This is a genomic window from Microbacterium sp. (assembly GCF_047606385.1).
In the GTDB taxonomy this organism is placed as follows: domain Bacteria; phylum Actinomycetota; class Actinomycetes; order Actinomycetales; family Microbacteriaceae; genus Microbacterium.
The window spans coordinates 81,651-104,041 of record NZ_JASGEL010000130.1 but is presented as its reverse complement, the minus strand read 5'-3'; the positions used below and the strand labels follow the sequence as shown (position 1 = coordinate 104,041).

Genomic DNA, 22,391 nt, shown 5'->3' with positions numbered 1-22,391 from the left:
GTCGCCGCGGCGGTCGCGGTGGCGGTGGCGGCGGCCGTCGTCGTGCGCGTGCGCCGCGACCGCGCGGGTCTGCGTCGCGTGGGCTCCTACGACGAGCCGATCGCCGCCGAGGTGCTGGGCGGGGTGGCGAAGGAGGCGGCGTCGGACGATGGCTGACATCCCCGCGCCGGAGCCCGTCCCGACGCTGACCGCCCGGCAGCCGCGCGCGATCCACAGCGCGCTGGCGGTGCTGGAGGCGGTCGCGGGCCTGGGGGCCGGGGTGTCGGCCCGGGAGGTGTCGGCCGCGCTGGGCCTGCCGCGCGCCACGACCTATCGGCTGTTGAACCTGCTGGTGCAGGACGAGTACCTGGTGCGCACGCCCGACCTGGCGGGCTTCGCGCTCGGCGCCAAGGTGGTCCAGCTGGCCTCCGCGGCGGCGCCCGCCCGGTTCCCCTCGGCGGCGCGGACGGTCCTCGCCGAGGCCCGTGCCGGCATCCGCGGCGGCGTGCACGTCGTGCGGTACGACGAGGGCAGGATCACGATCGTGGACGCCGACCCCGACTTCCCGTTCAGCGACGAGCGTCGGCTGGCGCGCGAGCCGGGGCGCTTCGCCTTCGGGCGGCTGCTGCTGGCGGAGCGGGGAGAGGCGGGACCGATCGTCGCGCAGGCGCGGGCCGACCTCCGCGCGTTCGGCGCGACCCGTCAGGTGGGAGAGGTCGTGCCGGGGTTCGGGTGCCTCGCGGTGGCGATCCGGGACGAGCGCGAGGTGCTCGTGGCGGCGGTGGCCTTCTCCGGCCCGCGGCACCGGATCGAGGATCCGGACGAGGTGCTGCCGGCGCTGCGTGCGACCGCGGAGCGGCTGAGGCCGTTGCTCACGTAGCTCAGCAGCCGGGACCGGTCGGATTCTCGAGGCAGGTGCGGGCGACGAGAGCGGTGCGGGCCTCGACGATCCGCACGTCGTAGCCGGACGACGCGAGCGTCAGGATGCCGGGGACGGCACGCCAGCCGCCGCCGAAGTCGACCTGCGCGGTGTACTCGACGGAGGCGACGACGGTGTACGTGCCGCGCGACGAGTAGGCGTAGCTCGTCGCGGTCGGCGTGAAGTCGGCCTGCCCGAGGGCCGCCCAGGTCGTGCCGCCGGTCGTGGCGCGCCGGCTGGTGCCGTCGCCGTGGTCGAACACGTACGCCGCGGGAGTGAAGCGGACGGTGACGGCGTAGCCGAACAGCTCGCCGGACACGGTGCGGGTCTCGGCAGCCGTCACGAGGTTGGTGGGCATGCCGACCAGGCCGATCCCGGCCGGCTCGGAGGAGATGGACGGGGACGCCGGCCGGAAGGAGGCGAGGTCCGCCATCGTGACGTCGGGGATGCGGACCGCGGAGTAGTTGCCACGGCACAGCTCGCTCGTGCACACGACGGGCTCGAGCATCTCCGCGGCACCGCTGTCACCGGAGCCGCCGGACCCACCGCTGTCACCCGACGTGCCGGCATCGCTCATCGTCGCGCCGATGTCGACCTCGGTGCCGGTGTTCTCGATGGTGCAGTCGCTGCCCCAGATTCCGCTGGAACCACAACCTGCCTCCTCAGCAGTGACGACCACTGGAGAGATCGCCAGCGTTGCTGCAATCAGGAAGCCGGTCAGTCGCATGCGACATCCTCGGCGGCACCCTCCAAGCTGGTCAGCAGGGCCAACGTGGGGGATGTGGAGGAGAACTCGAATGCAACCGTGACCGTTTGTATGTCGGGACGGTCAGCAGAGACCTGGGAAGCTCCGTTTGCGTCTACCAACGTTACGGCTGAGACGTCGACGCACGCGAGTGCATTCCCATCACCCGTTACGAGATCGACGGCAACCGAACGAAACGCGATTACTGAAGAAGCGCCGCTTACTATCCATCCATCGGCGTGCATGGTGGAGAGCGATTCTTTCTCTTGCGAAAGTGCATCCCCCGTCGTCCACCGGTACACCTCCTCGAACGTGGCGGGATCGCTGAGGTCGACCTGGTTGAGCGCATCCACATACGCCCGGTACGTCGCCTCCGCCGCGGCGAAGGCGGCGTCCTCGTCGGCGAAGCCGGTGGCGCTCGGCGTCGGATCGGGGTCGGGCACGCAGCCGGCCAGCAGCGCCGCGGCGAGCACGATCCCGGCGGCGGCCGTCCCGACGCGCAGTGTCATGGCTCACACGCTAGCCAGCGGCATCCGGCGCCGCTCGCTGTTCTCCACAGCACGCGTCGTAACAGGGCCGTCATCCACAGCGGTCAGGATTGCCCCATGACCCTCGCGACCCACGTCTCCGCCTCCCTGCCCGCCTGGCTCACCGCCGAGCTCGACACGCTTCCCGCCGTGCTGCCGACGCTCGAGGACCGCATGGACTTCGTCAACGCGCTCGCCGATCGCAACTGGCGTGAGGGCAGCGGCGGTCCGTTCGCGGCGATCGTGGTGGACGCGGCGTCCGGCGCCCTGGTCTCGGCCGGCGTCAACGTGGTGCTCGCGTCGGGGCTCAGCTCGATGCACGCCGAGGTGACGACGCTGAGCCTCGCCCAGACCGCGCTCGGGCGCTGGGACCTCGGTGCCGGCGGGGCGGACCTGGAGCTCGTCGTCAACTGGCGTCCGTGCGTCATGTGCTACGGCGCGACGATGTGGAGCGGCGTCCGTTCGCTCGTCGTCGCGGGCGAGGGCCCGGAGCTGGAGGAGCTCAGCGGATTCGACGAGGGACCGGTCGTCGACGACTGGGCCGCCCAGTTCGAGGCCCGCGGCATCCGGGTGACGATCGGCGTGCGTCACGACGAGGCGGTCGCGGTGTTCCGCGCCTACGGTGACAGCGACTCGCTCGTCTACAACGCGCGCGGCCAGGTCGAGTAGGCCGCGACGATACTGGAGGCGTGGACGCTCATCTTCTCGCCGCGCGCCGGCGTGCGGTGACTGCGCGGCTGGCGTCGATCGAGACGAACGTCGCCGCGCTCCTCGCCGCCCGCGGCGACACGGCCGGGGCCGACGACGAACACGATCCGGAGGGGGCGACGGCCTCGGGCGAATGGTCCCGCCTCGCAGGCCTGCGGGTCGAGGCCGTCGCCGAGCTGGCGGCGCTGGATGAGGCGCAGGCGCGGCTGGATGCCGGCGTCTACGGCGTCTGCGTGGACTGCGGCGCGGCGATCCCGCTCGCCCGCCTCGAGGCGCTGCCTGCCGCGACGCGTTGCGTGTCGTGCGCCGCGCGGCACCGCTGACGGTCACCCGGCGGCTTCGACGCCCTCGCGGAGGGTGAGGTGGATGCGATGCAGATCCTCCAGCAGCGACCCGATCAGCACCCAGTGCGTGGGCGAGGGCGTCGGCAGCTGCAGCATGGTCGTCAGCGCCGGCGGCTCCTCCGCGGCGGCCGGGGCGTCGGTGTCGATCAGCGCGAGGTCGTGCGCGGCGCGGCGCAGCTGCTCGGCGATCGCGCGCACGCCCGGCTCGTCGACGAGGTCGGCGCTGTAGCCGTCGCAGACGGTGCGGGTCATGCCGATGAGCTGCGTGATCATGGGCGTGTACAGGTCGAGCAGGTGCCGCATCCGCGCCAGGTCGGCCCGGTGCCGGGCGCTCCGCGGGTTGAGCGTCAACGACTCGCCCGCCGTGTCCAGGGCCTTCTCGGCCTTCTCGAGCATGGGGCGCAGCAGTCGTGCCTCGACGAGCAGCCCCTGCCGCTCGGCCGGCGTGAGCGGACGTTCGAGGGCGTCGGCCAGACGGATGAAGGTCGCGCCGAGCTCCTGCCCGAGCAGCGTGATCGCATCGCGCGCCGGCGTGACCGCGACCGGCGGCACCAGGGCGACGTTCACGGCGAAGCCGACCAGAGCCCCCAGCAGCGTCTCGAGGATGCGATCGAGCGCGTACCCCGGTGTGGTGGTGCCGAGGGCGAGCACGAGCACGGCGCTGATCGCCACCTGGCTCGCGCCGCCCGCCGTCATCCGCACCGCCCAGGCCAGCAGCAGGCCGAGCGTCGCGGCGACGAGGATCACCCAGGTCCCGCTGCCGAAGACGAGGCCGAGGATCGAGGCGATCACGACGCCCGCGATCACGCCGATCGAGCGTTCGATCGCCTTCGCGAACGACTGGTTCAGACTCGGCTGCACGACCAGCAGCGCCGCGATCGCGGCGAACACCGGCAACGGCCCCTGGATCAGCCATCCCGCCAGCAGCCACGCCGCCGCCATCGCGAGCGCGGACTTGACGACCTGCAGCAGCGGCGACCGTCGAGGCGCGCGGAAGGCGGCGGTGACCTGCATGGCCCCCACGCTACGCGTCAGGACAGGAACGGCCGCAGCGCGGCGGCCGCGTCGGCGGGGCCGGCGCCGAGCTCGCGCCGGGTGAACAGCATGTCGTAGCCGCTGGCGGCGCGGGTCTGCCGCAGCGTCGTCTCACGGGTCGTCGCGCGCGGAGCCTTCGCCAGCAGCGCGTCGGTGCGGCGGAAGCGCACGCCGAGCTCGTCCCGCGTGGTCGTGCCGAACCGCTCGACATCGGGCCATGGGGCGGTGCCGACCCGTCCGATGCGCAAGCCCTCGGCATCCGCCCGCAGCGTGGGCGTGCGCAGCTGACCCACGAGCGAGAACGTGCCGCCGATGCCGAACAGGCCGACCGCGGCGGCGCCGATGAGCAGGCTCACGAGGTTGTCGAGGTTGAGCGCGACGATGACGACGCCGAGCACCGCGATCAGCAGGCAGGCGACCAGCAGGGCGACGACCCGGCCGCGCGGCGGCCGGAAGCGGACGGGGGCGGGCACCGATCCAGCCTACGCGCGCCGTTCAGTCGTCCTCGTCGCGCAGCAGCTGCTCGATCGCGGCGTCCACGTCGTCGGGCTCGCCGTCGGCCGTCAGGCCCGGCTCGGCCGCGATCGTGAGGTCGAGCGTGCGTTGCAGCAGCTCGCCGAGCGTGCCGGCGCCGACGAGCGCCAACCGGTCGAGCTGGCCGACCGGGGCGATGCCGGCGAGCTGCCACGCCGCGGCGACGGGGTCGTCGCTCAGCCGGATCGAGGCGTCCCAGCGGGTGTCGCCGTATTCGACCGCGCGCGCGAGCACCCGACGCACCGTCGCGTCCACCGTCTCCAGCAGCGGCGCCAGCGGCTCGGCGAAGGTCAGCGGCGGGATCTCCTCGACGAGCGCGCGCGGGTAGGGGTCGTCCGGAAGCCATTCGGCGACGCGGATGCGGCGGCCGCCCACCGCGAGCACCCCCACATCCCCTTCGCCCGCCGTGACCCGTGCGATGCGCGCCATGGTGCCGACGTCGTGGCGCACGTCGCCGCCGCCGGCCTCGTGGCCGCGCGCGATGAGCACCACGCCGAACTCGGGCTCGTCCTCGTCGAGCACCCGGCCGAGCATGATGCGGTAGCGCTCTTCGAAGATGCGCAGCGGCAGCGGCATCGCCGGCAGGAGGACCGTGTTCAGCGGGAACATCGCGACCGGTTCCATGCGCCCAGTCAACCACCGCCGGAGCCGGGCGCATTGCGTTGTGTTTCATCGCCGAACGCCGGCACCGGCTGCGACTCGTACGGTCGAACCATGAGCAGCGCATCCGTTCACGGCGACGAGAGCCACCTCAGCGAGCACGAGCGGGCGCTCGCGGCCTCCCTGTCGGCCGAGGAGTTCAAGGCACTGTTCCGGGGACACCCGGGCGGCGTCGCGGTCATCACGGCGGAAGGCCCCGACGGCCCGGTCGCGCTGACGGCGACCTCGGTCGCGTCGGTGAGCGTGGACCCGCCGCTGCTCATCTTCTCCGTCTCCGCGCTGTCCTCCGCGACCCCGGCGATCCTCGCGGCCGAGACCATCGTCGTCCACCTGCTCGACGCCGACGACCTCGATGTCGCGCGGCTCGCCTCGACCAGCGGCGTCGACCGGTTCGCCGATCACCGCATCTGGACGCGGCTGGTCACGGGCGAGCCCGTGTACAACGGCGTCCGCGCCTGGGTGCGCTGCTCGATCGTCGAGCGCATGAACGCGGGCGGCTCCACCGTGATCGCCGCCCACGCGCTGCAGTCGGACATCGCCCGCGACGTCACCCCGGGCGAGCACGGCGACGCGCTGGTGTACCACAACCGCACCTGGCACCGCCTCGGGGAGCATTCCCGCATCCGGGACTGACGCGGCCTGGAAGACTGGGGGAGTGCCGTCCGAGAGCTCCCCGCATCCCACCGACCGCTACATCGTCGCGACCGACGGCGCCTGCAAGGGCAATCCCGGCCCGGCCGGCTGGGCGTGGGTCGGAGAGGACGGCCACTGGGCGGCGGGCTCGCTGCCGGCCGGGACGAACAACATCGGCGAGCTGCTCGGTCTCTTGCACGCGATCACCGATCACGCGGATGTCGAGCAGCTCGTCATCCAGGCCGACTCGAAGTACGCGATCGACACGTATTCGTCGTGGATGGACGGTCACCGCCGTCGCGGCTGGGTGACGAGCGCGAAGAAGCCGGTCGCGAACCGCGACATCCTGGAGCAGCTGATCGCGGCCCGTGACGCGCGTCGCGCGGCGGGCAGGCCCGACGTCGTGCTCGAGCACGTGCGGGGCCATGCCGGCCACCGCCTCAACAGCTGGGCGGACGAGCGCGCTGTGCGCGCCTCGCAGCATGCGGCGAAGGGCGAGCAGCTCGTGTGGACCTCGCTGCGCGGCCTCGACCCGATCGACGTCAGCGTCGACCCGCCGCGCGCCGCCGCAGACCGGGCCGGCCGATGAGCGAGATCCTGCTGCCGGATGCGGCGGCCTGGCGTGCCTGGCTGGACGAGAACGAGGACGTCCACGACGGGGGCTGGGTCGTGCTCGCCAAGAAGGGCACTCGGGAGCCGACCTCGCTCACATACGCCGAGGCGCTCGAGGAGGCGCTGTGCAGCGGATGGATCGACGGTCAGAAACGCGGGCGCGACGAGACCACGTTCCTGCAGCGGTTCACGCCCCGGCGGAAGGCGTCGTTGTGGTCGCAGCGCAACGTGACCCTAGTCGCGGTGCTGCTCGAGCAGGGGCGGATGCGGCCTCGCGGCCAGACCGAGATCGATCGTGCGCAGGCGGACGGACGCTGGGATCGCGCCTATGCGGGGGCGGCGGCCATAGCGGTGCCCGCCGATCTCGCGGCCGCCCTCGCCGACTCCCCGGCCGCGACCGTCGCCTTCGCCGCGGCGAGCCGCACGAACCGCTACGCGATCCTGCACCGCATCGCCACGGCGACGCCCGCGGCTCGCGCCGGCCGCGTGGCGCGGCTGGTGGACGGGCTCGCGCGCGGGGAATACCCGTACCCGCAGTGACGCGGCATAGGAGGATCGGATGATGGCTGCAGCGCTCGAGGCGGGACCGTTCTTCCACGGCACGGTCGCCGTGTTGCGCCCGGGGGAGCTGCTCACGTCGGGGCGCAGGTCGAACTACCGCCCCGAGGTGGTGATGAACCACGTCTACTTCACGGCCCTCGTCGACGGCGCCGGACTCGCGGCGGAGATCGCGGCCGAGCTCGCCGGGGGCGACGCCGTCCCGCGCGTGTACCTCGTGGAGCCGACCGGTCCGTTCGAGGACGACCCGAACGTCACCGACAAGAAGTTCCCCGGCAACCCCACGCGCTCATACCGCAGCACGGCGCCGCTCCGGGTCGTCGAAGAGGTCGCGGAGTGGACGCGGCTGACGCCGGAGGCGCTCGCACTGTGGCGGGAGAGACTGGCGGCGCTGCGTGCGGATCCGCGGGCAGAGATCATCAACTGACGCGAAGCCGGCCGGGCGCTCCGGGATCAGAACGGGGCGGGATCGAACTCGGCATCGGTCGCGAAGGCGACCGTGCTCACCGGGCGGTCGGTGTAGACGCGTCCGGTCGGGCTGGTCCATTCGAGGTCTCCGCCGCCGGTCTGGCGCACCTGCCAGGTCGAATGATGTTTCAGGGTGTGATGTCGACGGCACAGGCCCGCGAGATTGCGCACGTCTGTCGGGCCGCCGAGCGCGTGGTCGACGGTGTGATCGATGTCGCCATGATCGACGTGCGCGCGACATCCGGGGAACCGGCAGTGCTGGTCGCGCACGCGCAGATGCCGGTGCATCTTCTTCGAGGGTCGGTAGCGATCCACGGCGAGCACTGCGCCACTGATCGGATGGGTGAGGATGCGGTCCCATCCCGGCGCGTTGGCCGCCAGCCCCCGAGCGGTGCCGACGTCGATCGGCCCGTACCCGTCGAGGACAGCCGTCTCGAACGGGTCGGCGACCCGGTCTTCGATCAGGGCCAGCACCGGCACGGTCACCGAGACCGTCGCGCGGATCGCGTCGGCACCGGTCGGGACGCCGTGCGCGGTCGGGTCGGCGCTGAGCAGCAGATCGGTGAGGACGTCGACGCGGCGCTGCTCGATCGTGCGCCGGTCGGGCCCGTCGCCGTCTCCGCTCCCGGTCTCGGGCCCGCCGACCGCGTCGCGGGTGCCGGTCGGGTTCTTCGTGGCGTCCGCGTCGGCGTGGGCGAGGGCGGTGGCGCGGTCGTAGATGCCGTGCAGCAGCACCGCCGAACCGACGATGACCAGCTGGGCGATGCCGTCATCGAGGTCGGTGAGCCGAGCGTGGCGGCCCTCGCAGGCGCGCCGGTGGCGCTGAGCGATCGTCTCCTCCAGGTACCACTCGGCGCGGCGTCGTGCGAGCGGCGCGAGGCGGGATGCGGACGCCTTCTCGGCATACGGCAGCACCGCCCCCTCGAACTCGGCGCGCAGCTCGGGGCGTTCGATCGGCGTGCCCGCGCCCAGGATCACCCGCACGTGCGCCCGCGACACGGCCCCCCGTTCCAGGGCGGCGAACGTCTCGGGGAAATCGCGCACCAGGCTCACGGCATCCGACATCTCCCGCTGCACCGTGCGATCGCTGACCCGCCATGCCGTCGCGATCTCCGCGGCGACGATCCGGTGCGGCATCTCGGCCTCCGAGGCCGGACACGCCTGCCGCCACTCGTCGGCGACCGCCGCCGTCTCCGCCAGCAGCCGCGCCTCTTCGGCCTGCAGCTGCGCCAGGCGTCGCCGCGTCTCGACCAGCCGCGGCAAGAGCGCGTCCATGCGCTCGGCGGCCCGTCGGTCCGCGGGGGTGAGCGGCGTCGTCTTCATAGCAGAATCCTCGCACCCACATCAGACGTATATACGATGAAAGTGCAGTCTGTGGATAACTCCTGTTCGAAAATGTCTGCGGGACGGTACCGCAGCTGCGCGTCACTTCTCCGTGGTCGGCACCCACCCGAGGGCCGGAGCGACGTACTGCGCGAACGACTCGGCGACGTGCAGATTGAACTCGACGCCCAGCTGCGAGGGGATCGTGAGCATGAGCGTGTCGGCCGCGGCGATCGCGGCATCCTGCTGCAGCTGCTCGATCAGCACATCCGGCTCCGCGGCATAGGTGCGGCCGAACGTGGAGCGGACGCCGTCGATGATGCCGATGCCGTCCTGGTCCTGGCTGCGGCCGAAGTACATCGCGTCCTGCGCGGTCGTGATCGGGAAGATGCTGCGGCTCACGGACACCCGTGGCGTGCCCTCGTGACCGGCCTCGGCCCACGCGGCGCGGAACTCGTCGATCTGCTCGGCCTGCAGCACGTCGAGCGGCTGACCCGTCGCCTCGGTGAGCAGGGTCGACGACATGAGGTTCACCCCGATGCGTCCTGCCCACCGGGCGCTGTCCCGGTTGCCCGCGCCCCACCAGACGCGCGACCGCAGACCCACCGAGTGCGGCTCGATCTGCTGCCCGCCCGTCCCGCCGCCGAAGGGGCTCGCCGGGTCGCGCTGCGCCATCGGCGCCCCGTCGACGGCACGGAGGAAGGTGTCGAAATGTGCGCGGGCGATGTCGGCGCCGCGCTCGTCGTCGGATCCGATGTAGCCGAACGCCTCGTAGCCGCGCACGACCGACTCGGGTGAGCCGCGACTCACACCCAGCGCCAGCCGGCCGCCGCTGATGAGATCGACGGATGCCGCCTCCTCGGCGAGATACAGCGGGTTCTCGTACCGCATGTCGATGACGCCCGTGCCCATCTCGATGCGCGATGTCGTCGCCGCGATCGCCGCCAGCAGCGGCATGGGGGAGGACTGCTGCCGGGCGAAGTGATGCACCCGGAAGTAGACGCCGTTCACCCCGAGCTCGTCCATGCCCTGCGCCAGGTCGATCGCCTGGAGCATCGAGTCGCGGGCGGTCAGGATGCGACCGCCGCCGAGCGGGCCGTAATGTCCGAAGGACAGGGTTCCGAAGCGTTCCATGTCGGCGGCAACGCCCCGGCACCGCCATCCATTCCGCTGAATACGATCAGCCGGCGCCGGCCTCGTCGCGGTGCGGCAGCACCCAGCCCGGGCGGGGGAAGTGGCACGTATAGCCGAACGGGATGCGCTGCAGGTAGTCCTGGTGCTCGGGCTCCGCCTCCCAGAACGCGGCTGCCGGCTCGATCGTGGTCACGGCCGGACCCGGCCACAGGCCGGAGGCGTCGACATCCGCGATCGTCTCGCGCGCGACCCGCTCCTGCTCCGGCGTGAGCGGGAAGATCGCGGAGCGGTAGCTCGTGCCGATGTCGTTGCCCTGCCGGTTCAGCGTCGAGGGGTCGTGCATCTGGAAGAAGAACGCCAGGACGTCGCGGTACGACGTCCGCGCCGGGTCGAAGACGATCTCGACCGCCTCCGCGTGCCCCGGGTGGTGCCGGTAGGTGGCGTGATCGTTGCTGCCGCCGGTATAGCCGACGCGGGTGTCGAGCACCCCCGGCTGATGGCGGATCAGCTCCTCCACCCCCCAGAAGCAGCCCCCGGCCAGCACGGCGGTCTCGGTGCCCTCGCGGCGGGTGATCTCTCCGGTGTCTGTCATGAGCAGCATCCTCTCTGTCCATCCGGTACCAACGCGCGGCGGTCCGATTTTGGTCCCGTTCCGCATCCTCCCAGCCCGAAAGCCGGTTCTGGTACGCTGAAGTGTCATTTCTGTGCGCCTGCTTTCGGCGTGCCCGTGTGACGCCGCATGAACAATCCGCTTCGCCGTGGCGTGCGCATCCGTTTGGCTGGGAGACCGGTCGCCGTGTTCGCGTGTGCTCCGGCCCGACTCCCTACCCATACAAGGACAACCCACTACATGACTACCGCAACGACCGCCCCGGCCACCAAGCAGATCGCGATCAACGACATCGGATCCGCTGAGGACTTCCTGGCCGCGGTCGAACTGACCATCAAGTCCTTCAACGACGGCGACCTCATCTCCGGCACCGTCGTGAAGGTCGACCGCGACGAGGTCCTCCTCGATGTCGGCTTCAAGACCGAGGGTGTCATCCCCTCCCGCGAGCTCTCCATCAAGCACGACGTGGACCCCAACGAGGTCGTCTCCGTCGGTGACGAGGTCGAAGCCCTCGTCCTCCAGAAGGAGGACAAGGAAGGCCGCCTCATCCTCTCCAAGAAGCGTGCGCAGTACGAGCGCGCCTGGGGCGACGTCGAGAAGATCAAGGAGAACGACGGCGTGGTCACCGGTCAGGTGATCGAGGTCGTCAAGGGCGGCCTGATCGTCGACATCGGCCTGCGCGGCTTCCTGCCGGCGTCGCTCATCGAGCTCCGCCGCGTCCGCGACCTGACGCCCTACCTCGGCCAGGAGATCGAGGCGAAGATCCTCGAGCTCGACAAGAACCGCAACAACGTGGTGCTCTCGCGCCGCGCCCTGCTCGAGCAGACGCAGTCGGAGTCCCGCTCCAACTTCCTCAACAACCTGCACAAGGGCCAGGTCCGCAAGGGCACGGTGTCCTCGATCGTCAACTTCGGCGCGTTCGTCGACCTGGGCGGCGTGGACGGCCTCGTGCACGTCTCCGAGCTGTCGTGGAAGCACATCGAGCACGCCAGCGAGGTCGTCGAGGTGGGCCAGGAGGTCACCGTCGAGATCCTCGAGGTCGACCTGGACCGCGAGCGCGTCTCGCTGTCGCTGAAGGCGACGCAGGAGGACCCGTGGCAGGTCTTCGCCCGCACCCACGCGATCGGCCAGATCGCCCCGGGCAAGGTCACCAAGCTGGTCCCGTTCGGCGCGTTCGTCCGCGTCGCGGACGGCATCGAGGGCCTCGTGCACATCTCCGAGCTGTCGGGCAAGCACGTGGAGCTCGCCGAGCAGGTCGTCTCGGTCGGCGAAGAGGTCTTCGTCAAGGTCATCGACATCGACCTGGAGCGTCGCCGCATCTCGCTGTCGCTCAAGCAGGCCAATGAGGCCGTCGACATCAACGGCACCGAGTTCGACCCGGCCCTGTACGGCATGGTCACCGAGTACGACGAGAACGGGGAGTACAAGTACCCCGAGGGCTTCGACCCGGAGACCAACGCCTGGAAGGAAGGCTTCGACGAGCAGCGCATCGCGTGGGAGGCCGAGTACGCCGCCGCGCAGGCCCGCTGGGAGGCGCACAAGGCGCAGGTCGCCAAGGCGCTCGAGGCCGAGGCCACCGCGATCGGCGAGGCCGCCGTCGGCGGCTCGACCTACTCGAGCGACTCCTCGCCGGCGGGCACCCTCGCCGACGACGAGGCGCTGGCCGCCCTCCGCGAGAAGCTCGCGGGTCGCTGAGCATCACCCCTCCACGGAAGGGCCGGGACCGTCGGGTCCCGGCCCTTCCGCCGTCTGGGCCTCGGGCTGCTACGCTGGCGCCCGCCGGATCGATCGGAGGAAGGCGCGACGTGACCGCATCCCCCTCTCTCGGCACGGTGCCGGAACGCGCCCCACGGAACGGTAACGTCGACCTATGACGATCCCCGAGGCGGAGCCGTCCGAGCCGGACACGCCATCGGCCCCGCCGCCGTCCGTCGGCGGACTCCTCCGCACGCTCGCCCTGCCGCCCTTCCTCACCGGGGGACGCGGGAGCATGGCCACCACGCTGCAGCTCAGCCTGTGCGCCATCGTCCTGGTGTTCGCGATCCTGGTCGTGCCGTTCCCGCTCTCGGGCGACATGAGCCTGTTCCTCATCGGCGCGGTGATCCTGCTGGCGCTCGGCTGCGCCGTGGTGCTCACCCCGTGGCATCTGATCTCGCCCTGGGTGCTGCTGTCGGTTCCGCTGGCCGACCTGGTCGGCATCACGCTGCTGCGCCAGGCCGATCCGTCCGCCGGCTTCAGCCTGCTGTTCTTCGTGCCGGCGATCTGGATGTCGGTGTTCTTCGGGCTGATCGGGTACATCATCAGCATCCTGGTCGTGCCTGCGATCATGCTCGCCGCGACGATCCTCACGCCCGGCCAGACCCTCACCTACTACAACCTCACGTTCCCGCTCATGATCGTGCTCGTCGCCACGATCGCGCTGGTGCTCTCGCGACGGCTGGTCGCCCAGCAGCGGCTGTTCGAGCGGCAGACGCGGACGATGGCGCGCACCCTCCGTCGCACGCAGCGGCAGGAGGAGCTGCTGGCGGAGGTGCTCGACACGGTCGACTTCGGCGTCATCCGCATCGCCATCGACGGCTCGACGACCGTCGCGAACGAGGCGCATGCCCGCCTGCAACGCGCGGTGCGCACCGCCGACGCCGTCGGCCTGGAGCAGGGGGCCGTGTTCGCGGCCGACGGGAAGACGCCGATCGAACGGGAGGACATCCCCTTCGCGCGCGCGGCGCGCGGCGAGGTGTTCGACAACCAGATCGTCTGGTTCGGCTCCGAAGGCGGCCGACGGCGAGCGCTGAGCATCACCGCCCGCCGCACCTACGCCGGGGACGGATCCGACACCGGCGCGGTGATCGTCTCGCGCGACGTCACGACGGAGCTGACCGCGCTGCGGGCGCGGGACTCGCTCGTGTCCTCGGTGTCGCACGAGCTGCGCACACCGCTGACCTCGATCATCGGATATCTGGAGCTCGCGGTCGACGACCCGCGGGTGCCGGCCCAGGCACGGAACAACCTCGAGGTGGCCGAGCGCAACGCGTCCCGGCTGCTGGAGATCGTCTCCGACATCCTCACGGCCTCCAGCCGGTCGGAGATGAGCGCCGACCTCACCATCTCGCAGCAGCACATCGACCTGGCCGATCTCGTGCGGGCGGCCGGTGAGTCGTGGCGCCCGGCCGCGGCCGAACGCGCGATCGAGGTCGACGTGGATGCCGTGGTCAGCGCCCCGGCCTACGCCGACCCGCTGCGGATGCGCCAGGTGATCGACAACCTGATCAGCAACGCCGTCAAGTACAACCGCGACGGCGGCGTCGTCTCGCTCCGCACGCACAGCGACGGTCTGACCACGACCCTCACGGTGACCGACACCGGCATCGGCCTGTCCGAGGAGAGCCTCGGACGCCTCTTCGAGCGCTTCTTCCGCGCCGACGACGCCAACCGGGGCGGCACCGGCCTGGGCCTCGCGATCAGCCGTGACCTCGTGCGCGCGCACGGCGGCGACGTGACGGTGACGAGCCGGCTGGGCATCGGCACCACCTTCAGCGTGCGGCTGCCGGCGACGGCGGAGAGCCTGGACGGCCTCACCCCGGCGGAGGTCGAGCCCGCCGACGTCACGATCATCCGGGCGAGCGAGGAGCAGCCGTGATCGCGCTGGACGGTGCCACGGCGTCGGTCGTCGCAGGAGCGGTCGTGATGGTGATCGCGGTCGCGTACATCGTCGTCTCGATGCTCGCGCGCGACGTCGGCGGCGCGCGACTGTGGGCCCTCGCCGCGGTCCTGCTGGCGATGGCGGTGGTCTTCGCCTACGTGTGCTCCATCGCGGGGGACTCGTCGTGGCCGTTCGCCTGGGGGCTCGGCCTGAGCCACGCGGCGCTCGTGGGGTCGGTCGGCGCGCTGGTCCTCGGCGCCCGCGCATACAACCAGGCGAACGTCGAGGGACCCGCCTTCTTCATCGTCGGGCTCGCGCTGCTGACCGGCGCCGCCACGATCGCCGAGACCGTCCGCGCCGTCTCGGCGCCGGGTGAGCTGTGGCTGCTGCTGTCGCTGAGCGGCCTGTCCGTCGGCGTCATCTATCACGCCGTCACCGGCAGTCTGCGGGCGAGGGCGATCAGCCTGCTCATGGCGCTCGGCGGCATCATCCTGGGCGCGTACTCCGCGGTCCGCGTGATCGTCCTGTTCACGGCCGGCGGCGACGGCGACGCCTACACCCGCTGGTTCGGGATGGCGACCACCGCGATCGTGGTCGTCGTCGTCGTCGTGCTCATCGGCATCAGCGTCTTCGTCCTGCGCGCGGTGCTCGTCGGCGGTTCCCGGGGCGTCGGGGCCGACGATCCCGACATCCTGCCGCTGCCGGTCTTCCGCGGCAGGCTCCAGTCCCTGCTCCGCCGCTCCACGGAGCGGCTCGAGCTCGTCGCGGTGATCGCGGTCCGCATCGACGACGTGCCGGCGGTCACGGTCGCGTTCGGGCGTGAGCCCGCCGATCAGATGGCCGCGGCGCTGCGCGCCGGCGTCCGGCGCTTCGCCTCGCCGATCGCGCTGGTCGGCGAGGCCGCGGACAGCAGCACGATGCACGTGGCCACGCTGGCATCCAGCGCCGCCGACGCCCGACGGCAGGCGGGCCTGCTGTACCGCGGCATCGTGCGGGACTTCATCGAATCGCGCGACATCGTGGTGCCGGGCATCGGGATCGGCGTCGCGCTGAGCCACGCCCTCGGATACGACGCCGACGTGCTCCTGGCCGGCGCCCTCGCCGCCGCCGAGGAGGCAGGCGCGAGCGAAGAGGCCTCCGTCGTCATCGCGACGGTGCGCGACCTCGCCGTCGACCCGTTCCCGGCCGAGCCGGTCTGACGTGCGGGTCTCGACGCGCCGGCGGACCCGCTCCGCTAACGTCGGGCCTATGCATCCCGACACGCACGCGACGGCGGAGCCCGGCGGCGCCGCCGCGGCGCGGCCGCTGTGGCAGGGCCTGCGCGCGGAGCTGGCGGATCCGCCGCGCAGCCACACCGAGCGCAGCCGAAGCCGCTCGGCGATGCTGAACCAGCTCCTGCTGTGCGCCATCGTCCTGGTGGTCGCGGCGATGGTGGTCGCGCTCGGGTCTCCGGACGGGGCGGGGCTGTTCCTGGTCGGGATGCTGGTCGTCTTCGTCGGCGGCGCGGTCACGCTCGTCGTGCCGTGGCAGGCGATCGCGCGAGGCTGGATGCTGCTCGTGCCCCTGGCGGACATCTTCGCCATCGCGCTGCTGCGCCAGGCGCAGCCCACCGGCGGCCTCGGGCTGCTGTGGGCGTTCCCGGCGATGTGGATGGCGACGCTCGGCGTCATCGGCTTCATCGTGCAGTTCGCGACGATCACCGCCGCGTACTGGACGATCGTCGCGCTGGACACGCAGGCGGCGTTCGCGTACTCGACGGTGCTGCTGCCGGTCGTCATCCTCGCGATCGCCATGACGAGCTTCCTCAGCACGCGACGGTTCACGGCGCAGCAGGTGCTGCTGGACAAGCAGGCCGTGCTCCTGACCGGTGCCATGCATCGCGCGCAGCACCAGGAGCAGCTGGTGACCGAGGTGCTCGACGCGGTCGACTTCGGCGTCGTGCGGGTCGGTCCCGACGGCACCGTGACGGTCGTGAACGAGGCGCTCGGCCGCTTCCAGAGCCGCATCCCCGGGTTCGGCAACGTCGACCAGCCGGATGGCGACGCGTTCCGGGCCGACGGCACGACGCCGTTGCCGGTGGACGAGCGTCCGCTGCGCCGCGCGCTGCGCGGCGAGGTGTTCGACAACCAGATCGTCTGGTACACGTCCCCGGGCGAGCGTCGCTGGGCCATGAGCATGACGGCGCGGCGGCTGCGCGACGCGGACGGCAAGGACGCCGGCTGCGTGCTCATGGCACGTGATGTCACCAGCGAGATGACGGCGTTGCGGGCCCGGGACCGGCTCGTCGCCTCGGTGTCGCATGAGCTGCGCACCCCGCTGACCTCGGTGCTCGGCTACATCGACCTCGCCATCGACCACCTCGACCATCCGGAGCAGGCGGCGAAGGACCTCGAGGTCGCGGGCAAGAACGGGGAGCGTCTGCTGGAGATCGTCTCCGACATCCTCGCCGCCTCCAGCTCCTCCCGGCTGTCGGTGGACATGACCATCTCGCCCGAGGACGTCGACATGGCCGAGATCGTCCGGACCGCGGCGCAGGCGTGGCGACCGCGCGCCGCGGAGCAGGCCATCAGCATCGCCGACACCGGCGTCGAGGCGGCGCGGGCGTACGCCGACCCGCTCCGGATCCGTCAGGTCGTCGACAACCTCATCAGCAACGCGGTGAAGTACAACCGCGACGGCGGCGAGGTGGTCCTCGGCACCACGACCGACGGCGTCTCGACCTGGGTGCTCGTGCGCGACACCGGCATCGGCATCGACGACGCCGATCAGAAGCGGCTGTTCGAGCGCTTCTTCCGCGCCCGCACCGGGGTGGACGGCACCGGGCTCGGCCTCTCCATCAGCCGCGACATCGTGCGCGCCCACGGGGGCGACGTGACCGTGCATTCGGCGCTCGGGGCCGGATCGACCTTCATCGTGCGCATCCCGGCCAGCGCGGAGGCCGCGCGGCTGGCGGCGTCCGCGACGGATGCGCCGCCGGACGGGGAGTGACCGGGATGGATCTGTTCACCACCACCCTCCTCACGGCGATCGTCTGCAACGTCGCCGGCGCGGTCTACCTGGTCGAGACGTTGCTGCGACGTGACGAAGGCGCCGGTCGCGCGTGGTCGCTGGCCTACCTGAGCGGCATGGCCACCACGGTCGCGTACATGATGTGGGCGGCGGGGATCGGCGGCTTCGTCGCGGTCGCGGCCGGCAATGCGCTGTTCGTCAGCACCATGGGGTGCATGTGGCTGGGATCCCGGCGGTTCAATCATCGGCGGATGCCGCCCGCGGTCCTCGTCGTCGTGGCGGGCGGACTGCTCACCGCCGTCGCCGTGATCTTCTACGGGCCGGACGGCGGAGGCTGGGCGGGCTGGCCGGTGATGGGCGCGGTGCTGATCGTGCTGTCGGTGTGCGCGGCGATCGAGACGGTGCGGCGGCCGATGGGGCGGATCCGGACCTCGTGGGCGCTCGCCGTGGTGCTGGCGGTCGCGGCCGCGTACTACGCCGTGCGCTTGGCGGTGTTCATGACGGCCGGGCCCGAGAGCGACCTGTTCGCGATCTACTTCGGCTCGAACTCCGCCAGCATCGTCACCGTGACGCTGACGATCGTCGCGGTGGTCGTGACCTCGGTGCTGCGGGCGACCCGGGCCGATCTGCGAGCATACGCGTGGATGAGCCGCAGCGGGGTGACCAGCGACGGCATCATGCTCGGACCGACCTTCGCGAGCGCCGTGACCGACATCACGGAACGGGCGGGCTGGCGCGGGGAGCTGGTGGGAGTGATCTCGGTGCGGGTGGAGGACCTGCGCCAGATCGCGACCGCCTTCGGGATGGACGTCGCAGGGGATGTCGAGGGCGCGTGGCGCCAGGGCGTCAGAAGATTCGCGCCGTCGACCTCGTTCGTGGGGGAGGACGACGGCCGGGGGCTGCTGGTGGCGACGGTCCCGGCCACGGCCGCCGAGGCCCGGCGTCAGGCGGCGGCGATCTATCGCGGCCTCTTCGACACGCTGGGCGCCGTCACCGGCGCGGTCATCCCGGTGGTCGGGGTGGGGGTGGCCCTGAGCGAGACGGTCGGCTACGACACCGAGGGCCTGATCACGGCGGCCCGCGAGGCGGCCATGTCCGCCGCGGTGAACCCGGACTCCTCGGTCGTCTTCGGCGGCAGCTCGGACGCGGCGCGGCGTCTGATCGAGTGAGATCGACGCCGCATGGCATGCTCGGAGCATGCCTCTCATCGCGCTGACCGGCGGCATCGCCGGCGGGAAGTCGACCGTCGCGCGCCGGCTCGCCGAGCACGGCGCCGTGATCGTGGACGCCGACCAGATCGTCCGCGACGTGCAGGCCCCCGGCACTCCCGCCCTCGCGCGCATCGCCGCCGAATTCGGTGCCGACGTGCTCCGCGAGGACGGCACCCTCGACCGGGCCGCGCTGGGGGCGCGGGTCTTCGGCGACGCCGACGCGCTCGCCCGGCTCAACGCGATCGTGCATCCCGCCGTCCGCGCCGAGTCGCAGCGCCGGTTCGAGGCCGCGTTCGCGGCCGATCCGGCCGCCGTGGTCGTCTACGACGTGCCGCTGCTCGTGGAGGCGCGAGGCGGCGACCGGTGGGACCTGGTCGTGGTCGCGCACGCGCCGGCCGAGGTGCGCGCCCAGCGGCTCGTGTCGTTGCGGGGCATGAGCCCGGAGGACGCGGCGGCGCGCATCGCGGCGCAGGCGACGGATGCCGAGCGTCTGGCGATCGCGGACGAGGTCATCGACACCGCCGGGGCCGAGGCGGACACCCTCGCCCAGGTCGATGCGCTGTGGGAGCGGCTGCGCGCCTGACTCCGGCGCCGCGAACACGGCGCCGATGTCCGAGGGGGCGCCTAGCCTGGGAGGGTGCAGACCACCAGATCCGTGCGGCCCTTCGAGGTCGTCAGCGAATACGCCCCCAGTGGCGACCAGCCGCAGGCGATCGCCGATCTCGCCGCGCGCATCAACGCCGGTGAGACCGATGTGGTGCTGCTGGGCGCGACCGGCACCGGCAAGTCGGCGACGACGGCGTGGCTGATCGAGCAGGTGCAGCGACCGACCCTCGTCCTCGCGCACAACAAGACCCTCGCCGCGCAGCTGGCCAACGAGTTCCGCGAGCTCATGCCGCACAACGCCGTGGAGTACTTCGTCTCGTACTACGACTACTACCAGCCCGAGGCCTACGTGCCGCAGACGGACACGTTCATCGAGAAGGACAGCTCGGTCAACGCCGAGGTCGAGCGGCTGCGGCATTCCACCACGAACTCGCTGCTGAGCCGGCGCGACGTCGTCGTGGTCAGCACCGTGTCGTGCATCTACGGCCTGGGCGCGCCGGAGGAGTACCTGCGGGCGATGGTCGCCCTGCAGGTGGGGGAGCGCTACGACCGCGACGCGCTCATCCGCCAGTTCATCGCGATGCAGTACAACCGCAACGACGTCGACTTCTCCCGCGGCAACTTCCGCGTGCGCGGCGACACGATCGAGATCATCCCGGTGTACGAGGAGTACGCGATCCGCATCGAGCTGTTCGGCGACGAGATCGAGGCGCTGTACACGCTGCATCCGCTGACCGGCGAGGTCATCCGGAGGATGGAGTCGGTGCCGATCTTCCCGGCCTCCCACTACGTCGCCGGCACCGACGTCGTGCAGCGTGCGATCGGCACGATCGAGGCCGAGCTCGCCGAGCGGCTGGCGGAGTTCGAGCGGCAGGGCAAGCTGCTCGAGGCGCAGCGGCTGCGGATGCGCACCACGTTCGACCTGGAGATGCTGCAGCAGCTCGGGTTCTGCAGCGGCATCGAGAACTACTCGAGGCACCTCGACGGGCGGACGGCGGGCGAGCCGCCGCACACCCTGCTCGACTTCTTCCCCGACGACTTCCTGCTCGTGATCGACGAGTCGCACGTGACGGTGCCGCAGATCGGGGCGATGTACGAGGGCGACGCGTCGCGCAAGCGCACCCTCGTCGAGCACGGCTTCCGCCTGCCGTCGGCGCTCGACAACCGGCCGCTGCGCTTCGACGAGTTCAAGGAGCGCATCGGTCAGACCGTGTACCTGTCGGCCACGCCCGGCCGCTACGAGATGGGGATCGCCGACGGGGTCGTCGAGCAGATCATCCGCCCGACCGGACTGGTCGATCCCGAGATCGTGGTGAAGCCGTCCAAGGGACAGATCGACGACCTGCTGGAAGAGATCCGCATCCGCGTCGAGCGCGACGAGCGCGTGCTCGTGACGACCCTGACCAAGAAGATGGCGGAGGAGCTCACCGACTTCCTCGGCGAGCACGGCGTGCGCGTGCGATACCTGCACTCCGACGTCGACACGCTCCGCCGCGTCGAGCTGCTCACGGAGCTGCGCGCGGGCGTCTACGACGTGCTGGTCGGCATCAACCTGCTGCGCGAGGGCCTCGACCTGCCGGAGGTGTCGCTGGTCTCGATCCTGGATGCCGACAAGGAGGGCTTCCTGCGCAGCGGCACGTCCCTCATCCAGACGATCGGGCGTGCTGCCCGCAACGTCTCCGGTCAGGTGCACATGTACGCCGACACGATCACCGACTCGATGCGAGGCGCCATCGACGAGACCGAGCGGCGGCGGGAGAAGCAGATCGCCTACAACACCGCGAACGGCATCGACCCGCAGCCGCTGCGCAAGAAGATCGCGGACATCACCGACGCCCTGATCCGCGAGGGAGCCGACACGAAGGCGATGCTCGCGCGGCAGACGGCGATGGGCAAGGCCGGCAAGGGGAAGTCCCCCACCCCGAACCTCCGACGCGAGGGCATCGCCGCCGAGGGGGCCGCTCAGCTCGAGGCGACGATCGGAGACCTCTCGGATCAGATGCTGGCAGCGGCGTCCGAGCTCAAGTTCGAGCTGGCCGCGCGGCTGCGCGACGAGGTGCAGGACCTGAAGAAGGAGCTGCGCGCCATGGAGCGTGCCGGTCACGCCTGACCGGCACGCCGGCCGAACGGTGACGGGCTCAGACCTGGCGGCGGATGAAGCGCAGCAGCCAGGCGATGATCGCGATCACGATGATCACGATGCCCACCCAGAGCAGGAACTTCGCCGCGGCGACGAAGACGCCCAGCAGGAGCAGGACGATGCCGACGACGAGCAGGATCAGAGCGAGAGCGGTCATGACTGCGATCATGCCGCGTCCGCTCCCGTACCCGGTTGCCCGTTGACGACGGCGGTCTCGCGCGCTAGAGGACCGCGGCGCCGGAACCGGCCGCTACGGGCAGAACATCAGCGGCTTGGACCCGGAGCGATCGAAGGTGTGACGCGACATCGGCTCACCGCACAGCGGACACGGCCGCTCGGCGCGCTGCGGTTCGGGCTCCGTCTCGTACGGACCGACGGCGGCCGGTCCCGCGGCGCGGATGAGTCGCGAGTTGACGAACGCGTACCAGCCGCCGGCCTCGCGCACCCGCTCGCGCAGGGGGCGCCTGTCGTCTCCCGTTCGTTCCATGAACATTAGTGTACTAACTAATTGTTAGGATGAGGCCATGACCGACGACCTGCTGAAGCTCGAGAACCAGGTGTGCTTCGCCCTGGTCACCGCGGCGCGCAACGTCGTCTCGATCTACCGCCCCGTGCTCGAGCCGCTGGGCCTGACCCATCCGCAGTACCTCGTCATGCTCGCGCTGTGGGAGCGGTCACCCCGGTCGCTCCGGGAGCTGGCGGCGGAGCTGGCGATGGAGCCGGCGACGCTCTCGCCGCTGGTGAAACGGCTCGAGGCGCAGGGGCGGCTGCGCCGCAGCCGCCGCAGCGACGACGAGCGCATCCTCGACATCTCGCTCACCGACGCCGGTCGGGCTCTCCGGCAGCGGGCGCTGCGGGTGCCCGAGCAGATCATGGCCGCCGTGGGCATGGACGCCGACGAGCTCGCGGCGCTGCGCGACGGTCTCGCCCCCTTCGCGGGCCGGCGCGCGGCATCCTGACACGACCGGACGTGCGCCCAGAGCGAAGCGCGGAGCC

Annotated in this window: 25 protein-coding genes; 15 read left to right on the top strand and 10 right to left on the bottom strand. The window is 71.5% G+C overall.

Features of this window, described 5'->3' with window-relative positions:
* Window positions 1-148 precede the first annotated feature (148 nt).
* On the top strand, window positions 149-859 hold the full coding sequence (locus tag QM626_RS13425; protein ID WP_415077458.1) for an IclR family transcriptional regulator: 711 nt from the start codon (window positions 149-151) through the stop codon (window positions 857-859).
* A 1-nt stretch (window position 860) separates the two neighbouring features.
* Here the strand turns inward: QM626_RS13425 and QM626_RS13420 are convergent, their stop codons facing one another.
* Both QM626_RS13420 and QM626_RS13415 read right to left on the bottom strand, forming a co-directional pair.
* Window positions 861-1,625, bottom strand: a complete 765-nt coding sequence (locus QM626_RS13420; protein WP_415077457.1) for a hypothetical protein — start codon at window positions 1,623-1,625, stop codon at window positions 861-863.
* Window positions 1,616-2,152, bottom strand: a complete 537-nt coding sequence (locus QM626_RS13415) for a hypothetical protein (RefSeq protein WP_415077456.1) — start codon at window positions 2,150-2,152, stop codon at window positions 1,616-1,618. Before QM626_RS13415 ends, QM626_RS13420 begins: the two co-directional genes overlap by 10 nt.
* Before the next feature lie 96 nt (window positions 2,153-2,248).
* Here QM626_RS13415 and QM626_RS13410 point away from each other — a divergent pair, with 96 nt between their 5' ends.
* Together QM626_RS13410 and QM626_RS13405 are read left to right on the top strand one after the other, a co-directional pair.
* Complete coding sequence (locus QM626_RS13410) at window positions 2,249-2,839, top strand: nucleoside deaminase (RefSeq protein ID WP_415077455.1); 591 nt, start codon at window positions 2,249-2,251, stop codon at window positions 2,837-2,839.
* 20 nt (window positions 2,840-2,859) lie between these two features.
* A complete protein-coding gene (locus QM626_RS13405; RefSeq protein ID WP_415077454.1) occupies window positions 2,860-3,201 on the top strand; it encodes a TraR/DksA family transcriptional regulator in 342 nt (113 codons plus the stop codon).
* A gap of 3 nt (window positions 3,202-3,204) precedes the next feature.
* Here the strand turns inward: QM626_RS13405 and QM626_RS13400 are convergent, their stop codons facing one another.
* From QM626_RS13400 to QM626_RS13390, 3 genes are read right to left on the bottom strand one after another with little or no spacing between them, the layout of a single operon-like run.
* On the bottom strand, window positions 3,205-4,236 hold the full coding sequence (locus tag QM626_RS13400) for an FUSC family protein (protein ID WP_415077453.1): 1,032 nt from the start codon (window positions 4,234-4,236) through the stop codon (window positions 3,205-3,207).
* Between the two features lie 17 nt (window positions 4,237-4,253).
* Window positions 4,254-4,730, bottom strand: a complete 477-nt coding sequence (locus QM626_RS13395; RefSeq protein WP_415077452.1) for a hypothetical protein — start codon at window positions 4,728-4,730, stop codon at window positions 4,254-4,256.
* A gap of 22 nt (window positions 4,731-4,752) precedes the next feature.
* A complete protein-coding gene (locus tag QM626_RS13390) occupies window positions 4,753-5,415 on the bottom strand; it encodes an LON peptidase substrate-binding domain-containing protein (RefSeq protein ID WP_415077451.1) in 663 nt (220 codons plus the stop codon).
* A gap of 90 nt (window positions 5,416-5,505) precedes the next feature.
* Between QM626_RS13390 and QM626_RS13385 the strand changes: the two genes are divergently transcribed.
* The 4 genes from QM626_RS13385 to arr are packed head-to-tail and all read left to right on the top strand — an operon-like array spanning window position 5,506 to window position 7,681.
* Window positions 5,506-6,084 carry a flavin reductase family protein gene (locus QM626_RS13385; protein ID WP_415077450.1) on the top strand — a complete coding sequence of 193 codons (579 nt, stop codon included), beginning with the start codon at window positions 5,506-5,508 and terminating at the stop codon, window positions 6,082-6,084.
* A gap of 22 nt (window positions 6,085-6,106) precedes the next feature.
* Window positions 6,107-6,673, top strand: a complete 567-nt coding sequence (locus QM626_RS13380) for a ribonuclease H family protein (protein ID WP_415077449.1) — start codon at window positions 6,107-6,109, stop codon at window positions 6,671-6,673.
* Window positions 6,670-7,236 carry a YdeI/OmpD-associated family protein gene (locus QM626_RS13375; protein ID WP_415077448.1) on the top strand — a complete coding sequence of 189 codons (567 nt, stop codon included), beginning with the start codon at window positions 6,670-6,672 and terminating at the stop codon, window positions 7,234-7,236. The genes QM626_RS13380 and QM626_RS13375 overlap by 4 nt, the downstream gene beginning before the upstream one ends.
* A gap of 22 nt (window positions 7,237-7,258) precedes the next feature.
* Complete coding sequence (arr, locus tag QM626_RS13370) at window positions 7,259-7,681, top strand: NAD(+)--rifampin ADP-ribosyltransferase (protein WP_415077461.1); 423 nt, start codon at window positions 7,259-7,261, stop codon at window positions 7,679-7,681.
* 26 nt (window positions 7,682-7,707) lie between these two features.
* Here arr and QM626_RS13365 read toward each other — a convergent pair whose 3' ends face one another.
* From QM626_RS13365 to msrA, 3 genes are all read right to left on the bottom strand, one after another.
* On the bottom strand, window positions 7,708-9,045 hold the full coding sequence (locus QM626_RS13365; RefSeq protein WP_415077447.1) for a DUF222 domain-containing protein: 1,338 nt from the start codon (window positions 9,043-9,045) through the stop codon (window positions 7,708-7,710).
* A gap of 102 nt (window positions 9,046-9,147) precedes the next feature.
* A complete protein-coding gene (locus QM626_RS13360; RefSeq protein WP_415077446.1) occupies window positions 9,148-10,179 on the bottom strand; it encodes an LLM class flavin-dependent oxidoreductase in 1,032 nt (343 codons plus the stop codon).
* A gap of 46 nt (window positions 10,180-10,225) precedes the next feature.
* Window positions 10,226-10,771 (bottom strand): peptide-methionine (S)-S-oxide reductase MsrA, encoded by a 546-nt coding sequence (gene msrA / locus QM626_RS13355; RefSeq protein ID WP_415077445.1) that lies wholly within the window; start codon window positions 10,769-10,771, stop codon window positions 10,226-10,228.
* 258 nt (window positions 10,772-11,029) lie between these two features.
* On the opposite strand from msrA, the gene rpsA reads away from it, so the two are divergent.
* The 7 genes from rpsA (at window position 11,030) to uvrB (ending at window position 21,365) form a co-directional block, all read left to right on the top strand.
* Complete coding sequence (rpsA, locus tag QM626_RS13350) at window positions 11,030-12,484, top strand: 30S ribosomal protein S1 (protein ID WP_415077444.1); 1,455 nt, start codon at window positions 11,030-11,032, stop codon at window positions 12,482-12,484.
* A 175-nt stretch (window positions 12,485-12,659) separates the two neighbouring features.
* Complete coding sequence (locus QM626_RS13345) at window positions 12,660-14,426, top strand: sensor histidine kinase (RefSeq protein ID WP_415077443.1); 1,767 nt, start codon at window positions 12,660-12,662, stop codon at window positions 14,424-14,426.
* Window positions 14,423-15,628, top strand: a complete 1,206-nt coding sequence (locus QM626_RS13340; protein ID WP_415077442.1) for a hypothetical protein — start codon at window positions 14,423-14,425, stop codon at window positions 15,626-15,628. The genes QM626_RS13345 and QM626_RS13340 overlap by 4 nt, the downstream gene beginning before the upstream one ends.
* A gap of 49 nt (window positions 15,629-15,677) precedes the next feature.
* Entirely contained in the window at window positions 15,678-17,417 is a 1,740-nt protein-coding gene (locus tag QM626_RS13335; RefSeq protein ID WP_415077441.1) for an ATP-binding protein, read from the top strand.
* 5 nt (window positions 17,418-17,422) lie between these two features.
* On the top strand, window positions 17,423-18,607 hold the full coding sequence (locus QM626_RS13330; protein ID WP_415077440.1) for a hypothetical protein: 1,185 nt from the start codon (window positions 17,423-17,425) through the stop codon (window positions 18,605-18,607).
* 28 nt (window positions 18,608-18,635) lie between these two features.
* A complete protein-coding gene (coaE, locus tag QM626_RS13325; protein WP_415077439.1) occupies window positions 18,636-19,232 on the top strand; it encodes a dephospho-CoA kinase in 597 nt (198 codons plus the stop codon).
* A 54-nt stretch (window positions 19,233-19,286) separates the two neighbouring features.
* Window positions 19,287-21,365, top strand: coding sequence for an excinuclease ABC subunit UvrB (gene uvrB / locus QM626_RS13320; RefSeq protein WP_415077438.1), 2,079 nt, complete (start codon window positions 19,287-19,289; stop codon window positions 21,363-21,365).
* Window positions 21,366-21,393: 28 nt separating this feature from the next.
* Here the strand turns inward: uvrB and QM626_RS13315 are convergent, their stop codons facing one another.
* Entirely contained in the window at window positions 21,394-21,552 is a 159-nt protein-coding gene (locus QM626_RS13315) for a hypothetical protein (protein ID WP_415077437.1), read from the bottom strand.
* Between the two features lie 93 nt (window positions 21,553-21,645).
* A complete protein-coding gene (locus QM626_RS13310) occupies window positions 21,646-21,888 on the bottom strand; it encodes a hypothetical protein (RefSeq protein ID WP_415077436.1) in 243 nt (80 codons plus the stop codon).
* Between the two features lie 31 nt (window positions 21,889-21,919).
* Between QM626_RS13310 and QM626_RS13305 the strand changes: the two genes are divergently transcribed.
* Complete coding sequence (locus QM626_RS13305) at window positions 21,920-22,354, top strand: MarR family winged helix-turn-helix transcriptional regulator (RefSeq protein ID WP_415077435.1); 435 nt, start codon at window positions 21,920-21,922, stop codon at window positions 22,352-22,354.
* The last annotated feature ends 37 nt before the right edge of the window (window positions 22,355-22,391 follow it).

Coding starts and splice junctions, on each gene's coding strand:
- QM626_RS13425 (WP_415077458.1), top strand. CDS start 149: ATGGCTGACATCCCCGCGCCGGAGCCCGTCCCGACGCTGACCGCCCGG.
- QM626_RS13420 (WP_415077457.1), bottom strand. CDS start 1,625: ATGCGACTGACCGGCTTCCTGATTGCAGCAACGCTGGCGATCTCTCCA.
- QM626_RS13415 (WP_415077456.1), bottom strand. CDS start 2,152: ATGACACTGCGCGTCGGGACGGCCGCCGCCGGGATCGTGCTCGCCGCG.
- QM626_RS13410 (WP_415077455.1), top strand. CDS start 2,249: ATGACCCTCGCGACCCACGTCTCCGCCTCCCTGCCCGCCTGGCTCACC.
- QM626_RS13400 (WP_415077453.1), bottom strand. CDS start 4,236: ATGCAGGTCACCGCCGCCTTCCGCGCGCCTCGACGGTCGCCGCTGCTG.
- QM626_RS13390 (WP_415077451.1), bottom strand. CDS start 5,415: ATGGAACCGGTCGCGATGTTCCCGCTGAACACGGTCCTCCTGCCGGCG.
- QM626_RS13385 (WP_415077450.1), top strand. CDS start 5,506: ATGAGCAGCGCATCCGTTCACGGCGACGAGAGCCACCTCAGCGAGCAC.
- QM626_RS13375 (WP_415077448.1), top strand. CDS start 6,670: ATGAGCGAGATCCTGCTGCCGGATGCGGCGGCCTGGCGTGCCTGGCTG.
- arr (WP_415077461.1), top strand. CDS start 7,259: ATGGCTGCAGCGCTCGAGGCGGGACCGTTCTTCCACGGCACGGTCGCC.
- QM626_RS13365 (WP_415077447.1), bottom strand. CDS start 9,045: ATGAAGACGACGCCGCTCACCCCCGCGGACCGACGGGCCGCCGAGCGC.
- QM626_RS13360 (WP_415077446.1), bottom strand. CDS start 10,179: ATGGAACGCTTCGGAACCCTGTCCTTCGGACATTACGGCCCGCTCGGC.
- msrA (WP_415077445.1), bottom strand. CDS start 10,771: ATGACAGACACCGGAGAGATCACCCGCCGCGAGGGCACCGAGACCGCC.
- rpsA (WP_415077444.1), top strand. CDS start 11,030: ATGACTACCGCAACGACCGCCCCGGCCACCAAGCAGATCGCGATCAAC.
- QM626_RS13345 (WP_415077443.1), top strand. CDS start 12,660: ATGACGATCCCCGAGGCGGAGCCGTCCGAGCCGGACACGCCATCGGCC.
- QM626_RS13335 (WP_415077441.1), top strand. CDS start 15,678: ATGCATCCCGACACGCACGCGACGGCGGAGCCCGGCGGCGCCGCCGCG.
- QM626_RS13330 (WP_415077440.1), top strand. CDS start 17,423: ATGGATCTGTTCACCACCACCCTCCTCACGGCGATCGTCTGCAACGTC.
- coaE (WP_415077439.1), top strand. CDS start 18,636: ATGCCTCTCATCGCGCTGACCGGCGGCATCGCCGGCGGGAAGTCGACC.
- QM626_RS13315 (WP_415077437.1), bottom strand. CDS start 21,552: ATGACCGCTCTCGCTCTGATCCTGCTCGTCGTCGGCATCGTCCTGCTC.
- QM626_RS13310 (WP_415077436.1), bottom strand. CDS start 21,888: ATGTTCATGGAACGAACGGGAGACGACAGGCGCCCCCTGCGCGAGCGG.
- QM626_RS13305 (WP_415077435.1), top strand. CDS start 21,920: ATGACCGACGACCTGCTGAAGCTCGAGAACCAGGTGTGCTTCGCCCTG.